This is a genomic window from Limnobaculum xujianqingii, from assembly GCF_013394855.1.
GTDB lineage: Bacteria > Pseudomonadota > Gammaproteobacteria > Enterobacterales > Enterobacteriaceae > Limnobaculum > Limnobaculum xujianqingii.
Window position 1 is genome coordinate 54,183 of record NZ_JABMLK010000002.1, and the last position, 15,769, is coordinate 69,951.

The following is a 15,769-nucleotide window of genomic DNA, read 5'->3' on the forward strand; positions in this document are numbered from 1 at the left end:
CTTGTTGTACAGCAGTAATGTTGTTTTGACTGATTGCTACGGTCAGATATTAAATATAGTCGCAAATTCTACCAGAGTATTCCTTATAATAAAGGTAGCTTTATGTGCCATCCCGGCATTATTTACAGAAAATTTACCTATTTCTGGCATTTATCTGTTGAAGCTGTCTGGTATAGCTAACTTAATAGACGCTATAAGACCACTTATCGACTAAAAGAGAAAGAAATAATGAAGTTATCTCAATCAGTACCCGTGACATTAGGTAAGGATGATGTGGAAATTATTTCACGAAAGCCACTTTTTCGCGGTTTCTTTTCGCTGACGGAATACCGTTTTCGCCACCGTTTGTTTGATGGCAGCATGAGTGGTGAAGTGGTCAGGGAGATTTTTGAACGCGGTCATGCCGGAGTATTACTGGCTTATGATGCGGTTCGCGATACCGTGGTATTGATTGAACAAATCCGTATTGCTGCGTTAGAAACCAGCGATAGTCCCTGGCTGTTAGAGTTAGTTGCCGGCATGATTGAACCCGATGAAAATATTGAAGAAGTGGTTCGTCGCGAAGCACAGGAAGAAGCGGGTATTGTTATTGGCCGTTGTAAGCCGGTTCTCAGCTATTTAGCCAGTCCCGGCGGGACCAGCGAGCGTTCGTCAATTATGGTAGGTGAAGTTGATTCTTCTAAAGCCAGCGGCATTCATGGTCTGGCCGAAGAACATGAAGATATTCGTGTTCATGTGGTCAGTCGTGAGCAGGCTTATCGTTGGGTGGAAGAGGGAATTATTGATAATGCGGCAGCAATTATTGCATTGCAGTGGTTACAACTGAATTATCAAACTTTACGGGCTGAATGGCAGAATTAAAATCGGACAATTGATGATTTTATACCGCAGAGATTTTATTCTGCGGTTTCCTGTTAAATTATCCGGAGGCTGCTAATATAAAAGGAATAATTATGAGAGGGGGTGTGCTGTGGCCAATAAAATTGTTGATAATATTATTAACAGCATTGAGCTAATTACCGATCCGTGGATTGATTCTGAAATTCACGATTTTTTCCATCTGGATGAGAATGTTGTTGAATTTAGCTATGAAGTAATTGATAACAAATACTATATTGAGGTGATGTTAAAACAACCTGATATTCATACAATTAAAATGCATTTCATGTCGTTTGTTTCGTTGATGCAACACTCTAATTTCACTTTTTACTCCAGAAAAGCAAATGATCAAATTATCAGTTACAGGCTGATTTCTGGTGGTAGCGATATGAAAGGTTTTTATTGTGAGGTTAATTACGAACATATTTAATACATAATATTATTGTGGCTATAGGGATGTAACACCGCAGTATTTTCCGTAAATGTCATTATTATATTATGCCTGATAAACCCCAGGCATATTTAACAACATATATAAACGTCCACTCTCCTCCTTTACTTTTCCTGACTAATTGATTCTTTATTTCTGTGTGGTTTCTGAATAATAATAGGTCGCCTGATATTGAGACTACCGTATAGAATAATTGTGCTGATAAAGTTGAGCTAAAAACGAGTGATAAATTGATTTTGTATGATAAAAAGACAATGGGCAGGGTGAAATGAAAAAGAAGTATGTACCTGATTTTCCTGCCATGATGCGCTTAACGGAAGTCAATTACGCTCAATTACGTCGCCTGATCCCTCGTGACGATACGCCAGGAAGTCAGGTAGAACTGCAGGTTGCCGGAGCGGTATATCGTATTGAAACTCTGGAATCTACCCGTTACACCTCTTATGTTTCTATTAAGCAAGTTTTTCCTAAGGTTAGTTACTGGAGTATGCCCTGTCTGAATGTAAGGCTTTACCATGACGCGTTAGTTGCAGAAGTGTGTTCCAGTCAACAGATCTTTAGATTTAAAGCAAGTTATGATTATCCTAATAAAAAATTACACCAGCGTGACGAAAAACACCAAATTAACCAATTTTTGGCGGACTGGTTGCGCTTTTGTCTGATGAAAGGAACAATGTCTGTTCCGATTTGTTAAACACTTAGAAAGCAGGAGCTTACTAACTTAAGCCTTTTGAAGGAAATCTCTTGGAAAGCCTTTTTCAACTCCCTTTAGCGCGTGGGTCTAAAGTGAGAGTTTTACAGATTACTGATACTCACTTATTTGCTGGTGCTGATGAAACGCTTTTAGGGGTAAATACCCTGAAAAGTTATCAGGCAGTATTGCGTGCAGTCGCCGAAAGGGGGCACGATTACGATTTAATCGTAGCGACGGGTGATTTAGCTCAGGATCGCTCTTTTGCCGCATATGAACGTTTTACCGCGGGTATTGCGACTTTACCGGCACCTTGCGTATGGCTGCCGGGTAACCATGATTTCCAGCCGGCTATGGTTGATGCCATGGCAGCGGCACAGATCCTCCCTTCTAAACAGGTACTGCTTGGCGAAGACTGGTACGTTATTTTACTGGATAGTCAGGTATTAGGTGTACCTCACGGTGAACTGAGTGAATACCAACTGAATTGGCTCGATCGTTCACTGACACAGTACAGCGATCGTCATGCATTGATTTTACTTCACCACCACCCTCACTCTTCGGGCTGTACCTGGTTGGATCAACACAGCCTGCGTAATGCCCATATGTTAGCGGAAGTGCTTGACAGACACCCTCAGGCTAAAACATTGCTATGTGGACATATCCATCAGGATCTCGATCTTGACTGGAATGGGCGGCGCGTTTTGGCATCGCCTTCTACTTGCGTGCAATTTAAACCCCACTGTACTAACTTTACTATTGATGACTTAGCGCCAGGCTGGCGTTATCTCGATCTCTATTCTGATGGTTCCATTGAAACTACGGTATGCCGCCTTGAAGGTGATGTATTCCGTCCTGACATGAACTCGGATGGTTATTGATGACGACTTTGCTCTATATACATGGATTTAATAGTTCGCCTCAGTCGGCTAAAGCCGTTAATTTTAAGCGTTGGCTGGCGGAACATCATCCAAACATTGAGATGCTGATTCCACAGATACCGCCTTCTCCGGCGGAAGCGGCTGAATTACTGGAGCAAATAGTACTGGATCGTGTGGGAGAACCTCTGGGGATCGTCGGTTCTTCGTTGGGGGGATATTATGCTACCTGGCTATCGCAGTGTTTTATGTTGCCTGCGGTGCTGGTTAATCCGGCAGTAAAACCCTTTGAGTGGTTGCAGGAATATATTGGAGAGCATCAGAATCCCTACACCGGACAGCAATATGTGATAGAGTCACGTCACGTTTACGACCTCAAAGTCATGCAGATAGAACCGCTGGAGTCTCCGGACCTGTTGTGGCTACTGCAACAGACAGGAGATGAAGTGCTTGATTACCGTCAGGCGGTGACTTACTACACTTCTTGTCGACAAACCGTGGAGTCCGGTGGAAACCACAGTTTTGTCAGCTTTGATCACTATTTTTCCCCGATTGTTGATTTTTTAGGGCTTGCTGCGGCTTAATAAGTAGCTTCGGCCTGCCATACTATGGAAGGTTAGCCGGTTTACACCGATAATAAACAATGATCGTTTTTATGCCCTGAAACTTATCCAGAAACCAAACAATGAGCCAATCCAGTTATAACGCTGATTCCATTGAGGTGCTCAGCGGCCTTGAACCAGTACGACGCCGTCCCGGCATGTACACCGATACCTCTCGTCCGAATCATCTCGGACAGGAAGTTATTGATAACAGCGTTGATGAGGCGTTAGCCGGTCACGCGAGTAAAATAGAAGTAATATTGTATGAAGACCAGTCGCTGGAAGTGATCGACGACGGTCGTGGTATGCCTGTCGATATTCATCCTGAAGAAGGGGTGACAGCGATTGAGCTTATCATGTGCCGTTTACACGCCGGTGGTAAGTTCTCTAACAAAAACTACCAGTTTTCCGGTGGTTTGCACGGGGTAGGTATTTCAGTGGTTAACGCCCTGTCTACTCGTGTGGAAGTCACTGTGCGTCGTGATGCGCAGGTATACAGCATAGTATTTGAAAACGGTGACAAAGTGCAGGATCTGACGGTTATCGGTACCTGTGGTCGCCGTAATACCGGCACCAGCGTTCACTTTTGGCCCGATCCCAGCTTTTTTGACAGCCCAAGATTTTCTGTCTCCCGTCTGGTGCACGTGCTAAAGGCGAAAGCCGTTCTCTGTCCGGGCGTTGAAATTATTTTTACCGATAAAGTGAATGGTACTGAACAGCGCTGGTGCTATCAGGATGGTTTAACCGATTACCTGATGGAAGCGGTAAATGGCCTGATAACCCTGCCGGAAAAACCATTTGTTGGTGCTTTTGCCGGTGACATTGAAGCGGTGGACTGGGCGCTGTTATGGCTGCCGGAAGGGGGAGAAGTACTAAGCGAAAGCTACGTCAACCTGATTCCAACCATGCAGGGTGGTACCCACGTTAACGGCCTGCGTCAGGGCTTGCTGGATGCGATGCGTGAATTCTGTGAATTCCGTAATTTGCTGCCCCGCGGCGTGAAGCTCAGTGCGGAAGATATCTGGGATCGTTGTGCTTATGTTCTTTCCCTGAAAATGCAGGATCCGCAGTTTGCCGGTCAAACCAAAGAACGCTTATCGTCTCGCCAAAGTTCTGCTTTTGTCTCCGGCATTATTAAAGATGCTTTTAGTCTGTGGTTGAACCAGAACGTACAGGCGGCTGAACAGTTAGCCGAGCTGGCCATTTCCAGTGCCCAGCAGCGTATGCGGGCAGCCAAAAAGGTAGTGCGTAAAAAACTGGTCAGTGGGCCTGCGCTGCCTGGCAAACTGGCTGACTGCTCATCGCAAGATTTAAGCGTTACCGAACTGTTTTTGGTGGAAGGGGATTCTGCGGGTGGTTCTGCCAAGCAGGCTCGTAGCCGTGAATTCCAGGCAATTATGCCGCTGAAGGGTAAGATCCTTAACACCTGGGAAGTCTCTTCTGATGAGGTTCTGGCCTCTCAGGAAATTCATGATATTTCGGTAGCGATTGGTATCGATCCTGACAGTGACGATCTCAGCCAACTGCGTTACGGTAAAATATGTATCCTGGCGGATGCGGACTCCGATGGTCTGCATATTGCCACCCTGATTTGCGCACTGTTTGTTCGCCATTTCCGTAAGATGGTAGAAGAGGGGCATGTCTATGTGGCAATGCCGCCACTGTACCGCATCGATCTGGGCAAAGAGGTTTACTACGCGCTGGATGAACAGGAAAAAGAGGGTGTGCTGGAGCAGCTAAAACGCAAAAAAGGCAAACCAAACGTACAGCGTTTTAAAGGGCTGGGTGAAATGAACCCGCTACAGCTGCGTGAAACCACGATGGACCCAAATACCCGTCGTTTGGTTCAGCTAACGCTCGAAGACAGCGAAACCACCATGGCCTTGATGGATATGCTGTTAGCCAAGAAACGTTCAGAAGACCGCCGTAACTGGTTACAGGAAAAAGGCGATCGTGTGGAACTTGATGTTTAATATCAGTATCTGAACCCCGTTTTTATTTAGCCAATGCTTTAAATAGAAGCGGGAAAGGAAAGAGTAATTCTATGAGTGATATAACTCACGACGGTGTGGAACAGCAGCCGCTCCACCAGTTTACTGAGAATGCGTACCTTAACTACTCAATGTACGTCATTATGGATCGCGCATTGCCGTTTATCGGCGATGGTTTGAAGCCAGTACAACGTCGTATTGTTTATGCAATGTCTGAGCTGGGGCTGAATGCCGCGGCTAAGTTTAAGAAATCAGCGCGTACCGTGGGTGACGTGCTGGGTAAATATCATCCTCACGGCGATAGCGCCTGTTATGAAGCGATGGTATTGATGGCGCAGCCATTCTCCTATCGTTACCCGTTGGTAGACGGTCAGGGGAACTGGGGGGCACCGGACGATCCGAAATCGTTCGCCGCCATGCGTTATACCGAATCCCGCCTGTCTAAATATGCCGAACTGTTGTTGGGTGAACTGGGACAGGGAACCGTAGATTACGTACCAAACTTCGACGGCACCATGCAGGAGCCTAAAATGCTGCCTGCACGCTTGCCGAATATCCTGCTGAACGGGACGACCGGTATTGCTGTTGGTATGGCAACGGATATCCCTCCGCATAACGTGCGCGAAGTGGCTAATGCGGCGGTAATGCTGTTGGATAATCCCAACGCTACGCTGGATAACCTGATGACCGAAATTCAGGGGCCAGACTATCCGACGGAAGCCGAAATCATCACTTCGCAGGATGAAATCAAGAAGATTTATCAGACCGGTAAAGGTTCAATCCGTATGCGTGCCGTGTGGAAGAAAGAGGATGGCGATATCGTCATTACTGCACTTCCGCACCAAACCTCGGGTGCTAAGGTGATAGAACAGATCGCCAGCCAGATGCGGGCTAAAAAGCTGCCGATGGTGGAGGATCTGCGTGATGAGTCAGATCATGAGAATCCAACTCGTCTGGTGTTAGTACCTCGCTCTAACCGTATCGATTTAGAACAGGTGATGAATCATCTGTTTGCCACCACCGATCTGGAAAAAAGTTACCGCGTTAACCTGAATATGCTGGGGCTGGATGGTCGTCCGGCGGTGAAAAATCTGGTTGAGATCCTGTCGGAGTGGTTAGTGTTCCGTCGTGATACCGTGGTTCGTCGTTTGAATCACCGTCTGGAACGCGTACTGAGACGCTTACATATTTTAGATGGTTTACTCGCCGCCTTCCTGAATATCGATGAAGTGATCGAAATTATTCGTACCGAAGATGAGCCAAAGCCGGTATTGATGCAGCGCTTTAGCATCAGTGATACTCAGGCCGAAGCCATTCTGGAACTGAAACTGCGTCATCTTGCCAAGCTGGAAGAGATGAAGATCCGCGGTGAGCAAGCTGAACTGGAAAAAGAGCGTGACCGTCTGCAAGGTCTGTTAAGTTCCGATCGTAAACTCAGCTCTTTGATCAAGAAAGAAATTCTGGCTGATGCAGAAACCTATGGTGACGATCGTCGTTCACCGCTGGTGGTTCGCACCGAAGCCAAAGCGATGAGCGAACACGATTTTGTTCCTTCTGAGCCAGTGACTATTGTGCTTTCCGATATGGGATGGGTTCGTAGCGCCAAGGGCCATGATATTGAGCCATCCGGACTGAGCTATCGTGCCGGTGACAGCTTCAAAGCCGCTGCTCGTGGTAAGAGCAATCAGCCTGTGGTGTTTATTGACTCTACCGGACGTAGCTATGCGCTGGATCCGTTGACGTTACCGTCCGCTCGCGGACAAGGTGAGCCGTTGACCGGAAAACTCACGCCGCCACCGGGAGCAACGGTTGAACAGGTGTTAATGCACGCGGACGATCAGAAGCTGTTGATGGCATCGGATGCCGGATACGGCTTTATCTGTACTTTTGAAGATCTGGTGGCGCGTAACCGCAACGGTAAAGCAATGATCACTCTGCCGGATAATGCCAAAGTGCTAACTCCGCTGGAAGTAAACAGTGAAGACGATCTACTGTTAACCATTACCGCTGCTGGCAGAATGCTGCTATTCCCGGTAGGTGATTTACCACAGCTGTCGAAAGGTAAGGGTAACAAGATTATCTCTATTCCTTCGGCACAGGCAGCTTCAGGTGAAGATCGTATTGCCTATCTGTTTATTCTGACGGCGAAATCATCAGTAACACTACACGTAGGTAAACGTAAGCTGCAACTGCGTCCGGAAGACCTACAGAAATTCCGTGCAGAGAGAGGCCGTAAAGGGACTCTGCTACCGCGAGGACTACAACGCATCGATAATATTGATGTTGAAACTCCTCCTTCGCCGACTGAAGAGGCTCCGGTTACGGAGTGATTCAACTGCGGGAATATTGATAAAAATTCAGGCTGCTCTGTTTACAGAACAGCCTGTTTTTTTCTGCAACCGCGGTGTTTCTGGCTAATGAAAGGATTAGATTGATTTGGTTTTGAATAATGAGAACACGAGTAAGCAAAAGAGGATCTTTTGCATTATGAGTGATTGAAATAAAATTGATTCCCTCCACTTAACTTATTATTGGAATCAGTGCGTTTTCTTTATAAGTCGGTATACTTATCGGCTATAAATGAATGAGGTTTATATGTTAGTTATTTTGCGTGCTTTGATTGTTATTCCATTTTGTATTTTGGTCTGTCTGGGTGGCTCGATATATTGTCTTTTTAGCCCGCGCAATCCTCGTCATTCCTATACTTTCGGTCGACTGTTTGGTCGTCTGGCACCGGTATTTGGCTTAACCGTCGAAACACGGGTTAATCCGGCGGTTAAAGCTGACGGAAACTGTATCTATATCGCTAATCATCAGAATAATTACGATATGGTAACGGCGGCCGCTGCGGTACAGCCAAGAACGGTGACAGTGGGTAAAAAGAGCCTGCTGTGGATTCCTTTCTTCGGCCCTTTCTATTGGCTGACTGGTAATATCTTGATTGATCGCAATAATAAAACCAAATCTCGCGGTACCATTTACCAAATTATCGAGCAGATGAAAAAACGGGATATTTCGGTGTGGATGTTTCCGGAAGGAACACGCAGTAGAGGACGGGGTTTATTACCGTTCAAAACCGGAGCTTTTCATGCGGCTATTGCGGCTGGCGTGCCGGTTGTACCTATTTGTGTTTCCAGTACCAGCGGTAAAATAAAGCTAAATCGTTGGAACAATGGTCATGCGATTGTGGAAATGATGTCTCCTATTGATACCAGCGTTTATGATAAAGATCAGGTGCGTGAACTGGCGCAACACTGCCATGACATCATGACAAAAAAATTGGCACAGCTGGATCAGGAAGTTGCTGAGCGTGAGGCAGCGGATCGCCAACGTTAACAGCGTTTATCACTTTTATTGGTGATTTTTAAGGTAGCGATTGAAATGTGTGTGCTGGGGTTTTTCTCCAGTGCACATTTGTGATCCTGCCATTTTTTCTTTGCATAACGTGATACCAACACATTGGCGTGATGATGTTTGCGCTGACAATATAAAGTGGATCGGGATTGATCTCTTTAGCTGATATACACGAAGGTTGTTTGAATGGTTGCTAAGATTAACAACAAAATGATACCGATTAGCCGCCGCCGCTTGTTGCAGGCGACAGGGGCCGCACTGGGTGCAAGCATGGTTTCTCCGGCGTTTGCCGCCGCCCCTCAGGCAGCGTTGCCTGTTCCTCCTTTGCTGGAAAGCCGTAAGGGCCAGCCGCTTTATCTCTCGCTTCAACGTACCCACTGGGAGTTTATCTCCGGCTCCCGGGTTAGTACTATGGGTTTTAATGGCCGCTATTTGGGGCCCACGGTAAGGGTTCGTAATGGTGATGACGTCAAAATGGTGTACAGCAATCGCTTAAGCGATCCGGTCGCTGTAACAGTGAGTGGGCTTCAGGTTCCCGGTACTTTAATGGGAAATGCAGCGCGAATGATGTCACCGGGCGTGGACTGGTCACCGATTATTCCAGTGCGCCAACAGGCAGCAACCTGTTGGTATCATGCCATTACACCAAACAAAGTTGCTTCTGATATCTACAACGGTCTGGCCGGTATGTGGATTATTGAAGATGATATTACTCGTGGTTTAACCATTCCCAATCAGTATGGTGTGAATGATTTTCCCGTTATCTTGCAGGACAAGCACTTTAGCTCTTTTGGTCAGCCGGAATATTCTATTAGCGGTACCAATGAGTCTGGCTTTCTGGGGGATACCTTATTAACCAACGGCGTTAGTGGGCCTTATGTTGAGGTTGGCCGCGGTTGGGTCAGATTACGTTTGTTGAATGCCTCTAATTCCCGACGCTATACCCTAACGTTGAGCGATAACCGGCCATTCAATCTGATTGCAAATGACACAGGCTTGTTGACGGCTCCGGTTGCCGTTCCTCAGCTGAATTTAGCGCCGGGTGAACGCCGTGAAGTGCTTATCGATATGTCGAAAGGGGAAGAAGTCTCCATTTCCGCCGGACTTTCTGCCGGTGTTGTTGACAGGCTACGTAGCTTCTTTGAACCATCGAGTATTCTGAATTCATCTCTGGTGTTAACCATTAAGCCAACGGGATTGATGGCGCTGGTAACGGATAAACTGCCAGCCAGCCTGAAGCCGGTAGATGTATTGGATGGCAGCATTACCCGTTCGCGTGAATTTGTGTTGGGTAGCGATATTCCGGGCATTAATGGTGCTATCTGGGATCCATTACGTATCGACACTAAAGTGAAGTTAGGTACATGGGAACGTTGGATTGTCAGCGCAGCTAAGCCCCAGGCATTTCATATTCAGGGCGCTTCATTTTTTGTCAGCTCAGTCAACGGTGCGAATCCTTCATTGGAAGACAGCGGCTGGAAAGATACCGTTTGGATTGAAGGCAAAGTCGAACTGCTGGTGAAGTTTAACCAACCATCGTCGCCGCATTTCCCGTTTATGTACTATAGCCAGAATCTGGAGCTTGCTGACCGCGGGAATATCGGGCAGTTGTTGGTTGAAGAGTAATATTGATATTAGCTTCAGTGAATATTCCGGCCGTAATGGCATTGCGCTTATATTGGCGTAGTGCCCGGCCGGAAAACAATCTGACTTTGGTATCCGAGTGCGTCGGGCCTAGCCGGGCTAGGGGCGCTCCGGCAGCTAAAGCTGCTACGACCCCAACGCCCGTCTCTCCCTCCGATTAGCTGAGTTAAAGACCAATATCTTGTTAACTAATCTTCCTCCTGAACATCCAATACGCAATACTCCCCGTGGTAACGGTAATCACCAACAGCGGCCACAGGCTTCCCCAGATAATTGAGAAATCGGCGTCTTTCAGGTAAATCTGTTTGGTGATATCGGTGAAGTGGCGGATTGGATTAATCCAGGTGAGGTTTTGTAGCCATACCGGCATATTCTCTACCGGTGAGACATAACCGGACAGCAGAATTGCCGGCATCATAAAGACAAACACACCAATAAATGCCTGTTGTTGTGTCGCGCACAGCGAAGAGATCAGCAGGCCAAATCCTACCAGTGACAGGGTATAAATCAGCATGGTGCTGTAAAACAGCATCAGCGAGCCGGCAAAAGGGATCTGATAGAAAAAGATCCCGATGATCAGGACGATTGAAGCCTGAAACATCGCCACAATCATAGCCGGAACGGCTTTACCGATAAATATTTGCCAGGTGGTCAGTGGGGAAACTAATAGTTGCTCTAGGGTTCCCTGCTCGCGCTCGCGGGCTACGGAAAGTGAAGTCACAATCAGTACGCCGATGGTGACAATCATGGCAATCAATGATGGCACCACAAACCATTTGTAATCCAGATTAGGGTTATACCAGTTGCGTACCACCGGTTGGCTATTGTTCTGCTTAGGTATTGAAGCGCTCAGTTCTGACTGGTATTGCTTAACAATCTGTTGAATATAGTTAGCGGCAATTTGTGCACTGTTAGAGCGTCGGCCATCGAGAATAATTTGCAGTGGTGTGGTTTGGCCGTTTTCAATAAGGCGGGAAAAATCTGCCGGGAAGCGCACCAGCAGCAGTGCTTTTTGCTGATTAATAGTCGGTTCTATTTCTTGTGAACTGTGCAACAGAATGACGTTGCTGAAGGCTTTCGCTTTGGCAATTCGTTGGGTCAGCTCAACGGAGGCTTTACCATTATCCTCACTGTAGATAGCAATACTGGCATTAGTCACTTCTAACGTTGCGGCAAACGGAAACAGAATAACCTGCATTAATACCGGTAATACCAGAATGGCTCTGGTTTGTGGATCGCGCAGCAGTGACTGTAGTTCTTTGGCTATCAGCGACAGCATGCGATGAAGTATGGTCAGGGTATCTCTGGTCATAGATTAGTCCAGCCGCCTTCTGGTTTTCAGTGCTGTTAGCCCAATAAAGAAAACCGCTGATGCAATCAGGAACAGCAAATTAACAAACAGAATAGGGCCAATATTTCCGGCCAGAAACAGGGTTTGTAGGGTACTGACAAAATAACGGGCGGGAATGATATAAGTTACTGCCCGAACGACCTCTGGCATGCTGTCGATTTCAAATATGAAGCCGGATAGCATCACCGCTGGCAGAAACGCCGCATTCAGTGCCACCATAGCCGCATTAAACTGATTGCGGGTTAAGGTGGATATCAACAGTCCCATACCCAGCGTGCTGGCAAGAAACAGACTGCTCATACCAAACAGAATTGGTAATGATCCCCGATAGGGAACATCCATAACCAGCACGGCTACCACCACACAAAGCGCCATAGCAATCATACCGAGGAAATAATAAGGAATTAGCTTGGATAATAACAGCTCCCCACGGGTAACCTGAGTTGAAAGCAAGGCTTCCATAGTGCCGCGTTCCCATTCGCGGGCGATGACCAATGAGGTAAGAATGGCTCCAATTACCGTCATGATAATAGTGATTGCACCGGGAATAATAAAATTGCGGCTGATGGCTGAAGGGTTAAACCAGTAGCGTAGTTGAACATCGATTAACCCTTGAGGTTTTTCTCCCCGGTCGATAGCCTGATTTCGCTGCCAGATTTGCCAGATACCTTCTGCGTATCCCTGAGCGAAGTTAGCGGTATTGGGTTCACTACCATCGGTGATCACTTGAATTGGTGTGGTGTCTTCTGGTCGCAGCAGGTGCTGTGAAAAATCTGAAGGAATTACCACTAAGCCGCGAATTTCACCAGCTTGCAGTTTATGGATAAGCTCGCGACGGTCGGTACTGATGGTGGGAGCGATATAGGCGGAACCAATAAAAGCATCCACCAGATGGCGAGCTTCCGGGGTTTGCTGCTCCATTAAAATACCAATCTTCAATTTGCTGGAATCCAGATTGATACCATAACCAAAAATAAACAGCAGCATCAGTGGGATCACAAAGGCGATCAGACCGCTGCTGGGATCCCGCAAGATTTGATAAGTCTCTTTACGGCACAGGGCGAACAGGCGACGCAGGGAGAAAAAGGTATTTGGTTTTTTGACCGGGGAATCACTCACTTTCAACCTCCTTGTCATAACCTAATACTAAATCAATAAATGCCTGCTCCATGGTGGGATTAGGGTTATCTGGGGTGGCAATCTGCTGTTTAAGGTCGTCAGGTGAGCCAGCAGCAATGATTTTTCCCCGATAAACCAGACCAATACGGTCGCAGTATTCAGCTTCGTCCATAAAATGGGTAGTTACCATCACCGTTACCCCTTTTTCTACCATGCCGTTAATATGCAGCCAAAACTCCCGGCGGGTAACGGGATCGACACCAGAGGTAGGTTCATCGAGAAACAGAATATCAGGCTCATGCATCAGTGCGCAGGAGAGGGCCAGTCGCTGTTTAAATCCTAAGGGTAAAGCATTTGGTTCTTGCTTAAGGATTGGCGTGAAGCTAAATGCTTTGGTCATATCGGCTATCTTATTTTTCTGTTTCTCGCCATACAGACCGTAGGCACCGGAAAAGAATTTCAGATTTTGTTCTACAGTCAGATTGCCATATAGCGAGAACTTTTGAGCCATATATCCTAATCGCTGGCGCGCTTTACCGGAGCTGGTTTTCAGGTCCATATTCAATACCAGCGCTTTTCCGCTAGTGGGTACCAGCAAACCACACATCATTTTAAAGGTAGTGGATTTACCCGCACCATTAGGGCCTAACAAACCAAAAATTTCTCCCCGCTTCACCTGAAAGCTCACGTTATCCGTTGCGGCAAAACTGCCAAACTTTTTAGTCAGAGAGATAGCTTCGATCACCACCTCCTGAGGATTGCCTTCAACGCTTGGCATAATTTGCCCCAGAGCGGATTCACTGGCCGGGTTTCCCCCTAATAAATCTATAAAGGCATCTTCAAATCGGGGCTCTGCTTCTTCAACTTGAGCGTCAGGCTGACCAAGCCATTCGGGGAGTTTGCTGTGATCCTCTCCTTCACGCAGAATCAGGCGAACGGATTTCCCCTGAATGACGCCATCGCTAACCTGCGGCAGAGACAGCGCTTTTTGCAACATTTTGCGGTTGGTTCCCTGAGTAGCTGCAATCAGAACGCTTCGACCTGCCATGCGCTGGGTTAACTCCTGAGGGGGGCCGTTAAAAATTAGCTCTCCCTCATTCATTAACAGCACCTGACGGCATTGCTCCGCTTCATCCAGATAAGAGGTGCTCCACAGGATCAGCATGCCTTCATCCGCCAGTTCATGCACCATCTTCCACAGTTCGCGGCGGGAGATGGGATCAACACCAACGCCGGGTTCGTCCAATAGCAGAACTTTTGGCTGGCCGATCAACGTACAGGCCAGACCCAGTTTTTGTTTCATACCGCCAGAGAGCTTACCCGCCAGTCGATCGGTAAAACGGGAGAGATCGGTGAACGTCAGCAGTTTTTCAAATACGGCTTTGCGTTCTTCGCCAATAACACCGCGCAGTTCTGCATACAGATTCAGGTTTTCTATGACTGACAGATCTTCATACAGGCCAAATTTTTGCGGCATATAGCCCAAAACCGCATGCAGCTCGCCATCATCTTTAATGGGGTCGAGACCGACAACCCGAATGGTTCCTGCATCTGGCTTCAGTAAACCCGCCAGCATGCGGATTAAGGTGGTTTTACCGGCACCATCTGGTCCGACTAATCCCATAACTGCACCGCTGTCAATTTGTGTTGTCAGGCTGGCGACAGCGGGTTTAGTTAATCCTTTAAAGCTTTTCTCAACGTTATCCAGAACAATATGGTGGACGTTTGCTGAGTCAGTATCACTCATGGCGTAGCCTTAACGGGCAGGAAAAACGATAGTGACCGGCATACCCTGGCGTAAATTATCATCCGGATCGGAAACTATAATACGCAGGCGATATACCAGATCGGTACGAAGTTCAGGGGTTTCGACACTTTTCGGTGTAAATTCTGCATTAGGCGAAACAAAACCAATGGTGCCATGATAAGGCTTATCGGGACGTGCATCGGTATAGATTTCAAGCTCAGTACCGGGAACTGCTTTGGCCAGATTGACTTCATTCACATAGGCCCGTACCCATACCGGATTGGTTAATGACAGGCTAAATACCGTATTACTGGCGCTCAGCATGCTGCCGGGTTCGAGGGCACGGGTAAGAATGGTTCCTTCGGAAGGAGACAATAAGGTGGTATCTGACAAATTCAGTTCAGCCTGAGCTAAAGCCGCTTCAGCCTGAGACAAGTTGGCTTTGGCTTCAGCAATTTCTTGCGGGCGACTACCAGTTTCAAACTGTGCCAGCTTATCTTTAGCGGATTGTAAGGTGGCTTTGGCCTGATCCCTTGCATTGCGGGAATCATCCAGGGTATTTGCGGAGACAGATCGAGTTTTCCACAGGCCCAACTGACGTTGATAGAAGCTTTCAGCATATTGATAAGCGGCCTGGCTCTGCTCTACTGCAGCTTTGACCTGTGCAATCTCTTCTGTGCGATAGCCTTCTTGTACCAGCGCCAGACGGGCTTTCAGTGATTCAACATTAGCTTTGGCTTGCTGTAACGCATTGATATAAGGCGCATCGTCCAGCCGGCCAAGAATTTGCCCTGGTTTTACCCGGTCGCCTTCATCAACGGTTAATGAAGCCAGACGTCCACCAACGCGAAAATTTAGATTTACCGTTCTGATATCAACGTTGCCATAGAGAGATAGCGATGAGTTTCGGCTGTTGTTATAGCCATTCCATGAGTAAAAGGCGGCAATGGAGCAGAGGATGACAACAATAATCAGAAGGAGTTTTTTCTTGGACATAATATGCTGGTTCCGTCTCGATTTTGGTTCGATTAACCATAGCGTAATGTCATTAACGTTAGCATA

General features: G+C 47.1%; 13 protein-coding genes. 9 read left to right on the forward strand and 4 right to left on the reverse strand.

Annotation, left to right across the window (positions count from 1 at the left end; genetic code table 11):
• Positions 1–228: 228 nt before the first annotated feature.
• From nudF to ftsP, 9 genes are all read left to right on the forward strand, one after another.
• Positions 229–861, forward strand: a complete 633-nt coding sequence (nudF, locus tag GOL65_RS14235) for an ADP-ribose diphosphatase (RefSeq protein ID WP_140920371.1) — start codon at positions 229–231, stop codon at positions 859–861.
• 109 nt (positions 862–970) lie between these two features.
• The gene (locus GOL65_RS14240) at positions 971–1,309 is read left to right on the forward strand and encodes a hypothetical protein (RefSeq protein WP_130592610.1); all 339 of its coding nucleotides are present in this window, start codon (positions 971–973) and stop codon (positions 1,307–1,309) included.
• 289 nt (positions 1,310–1,598) lie between these two features.
• Positions 1,599–2,024, forward strand: a complete 426-nt coding sequence (locus GOL65_RS14245; RefSeq protein WP_130592609.1) for a DUF1249 family protein — start codon at positions 1,599–1,601, stop codon at positions 2,022–2,024.
• A 50-nt stretch (positions 2,025–2,074) separates the two neighbouring features.
• Positions 2,075–2,902, forward strand: coding sequence for a 3',5'-cyclic-AMP phosphodiesterase (cpdA, locus tag GOL65_RS14250; protein ID WP_140920370.1), 828 nt, complete (start codon positions 2,075–2,077; stop codon positions 2,900–2,902).
• Positions 2,902–3,483, forward strand: coding sequence for an esterase YqiA (gene yqiA / locus GOL65_RS14255; RefSeq protein ID WP_140920369.1), 582 nt, complete (start codon positions 2,902–2,904; stop codon positions 3,481–3,483). Before cpdA ends, yqiA begins: the two co-directional genes overlap by 1 nt.
• A 101-nt stretch (positions 3,484–3,584) precedes the next feature.
• Positions 3,585–5,474 carry a DNA topoisomerase IV subunit B gene (gene parE / locus GOL65_RS14260; RefSeq protein WP_140920368.1) on the forward strand — a complete coding sequence of 630 codons (1,890 nt, stop codon included), beginning with the start codon at positions 3,585–3,587 and terminating at the stop codon, positions 5,472–5,474.
• A 71-nt stretch (positions 5,475–5,545) separates the two neighbouring features.
• A complete protein-coding gene (parC, locus tag GOL65_RS14265) occupies positions 5,546–7,822 on the forward strand; it encodes a DNA topoisomerase IV subunit A (protein ID WP_140920367.1) in 2,277 nt (758 codons plus the stop codon).
• A 265-nt stretch (positions 7,823–8,087) separates the two neighbouring features.
• A complete protein-coding gene (locus GOL65_RS14270; RefSeq protein ID WP_140920366.1) occupies positions 8,088–8,828 on the forward strand; it encodes a 1-acylglycerol-3-phosphate O-acyltransferase in 741 nt (246 codons plus the stop codon).
• A gap of 231 nt (positions 8,829–9,059) precedes the next feature.
• Positions 9,060–10,472, forward strand: coding sequence for a cell division protein FtsP (gene ftsP / locus GOL65_RS14275; protein ID WP_179038544.1), 1,413 nt, complete (start codon positions 9,060–9,062; stop codon positions 10,470–10,472).
• Between the two features lie 202 nt (positions 10,473–10,674).
• Here the strand turns inward: ftsP and GOL65_RS14280 are convergent, their stop codons facing one another.
• Genes GOL65_RS14280 through hlyD form a run of 4 tightly spaced genes read right to left on the reverse strand, consistent with a single transcriptional unit; the run spans position 10,675 to position 15,703 of the window.
• Positions 10,675–11,802 carry an ABC transporter permease gene (locus GOL65_RS14280; RefSeq protein ID WP_407657505.1) on the reverse strand — a complete coding sequence of 376 codons (1,128 nt, stop codon included), beginning with the start codon at positions 11,800–11,802 and terminating at the stop codon, positions 10,675–10,677.
• Between the two features lie 3 nt (positions 11,803–11,805).
• A complete protein-coding gene (locus GOL65_RS14285; protein ID WP_228723124.1) occupies positions 11,806–12,960 on the reverse strand; it encodes an ABC transporter permease in 1,155 nt (384 codons plus the stop codon).
• Complete coding sequence (locus GOL65_RS14290; RefSeq protein WP_140920364.1) at positions 12,953–14,707, reverse strand: ATP-binding cassette domain-containing protein; 1,755 nt, start codon at positions 14,705–14,707, stop codon at positions 12,953–12,955. Before GOL65_RS14290 ends, GOL65_RS14285 begins: the two co-directional genes overlap by 8 nt.
• Before the next feature lie 9 nt (positions 14,708–14,716).
• Positions 14,717–15,703, reverse strand: a complete 987-nt coding sequence (gene hlyD, locus GOL65_RS14295; protein WP_140920363.1) for a secretion protein HlyD — start codon at positions 15,701–15,703, stop codon at positions 14,717–14,719.
• Between the last annotated feature and the right edge of the window lie 66 nt (positions 15,704–15,769).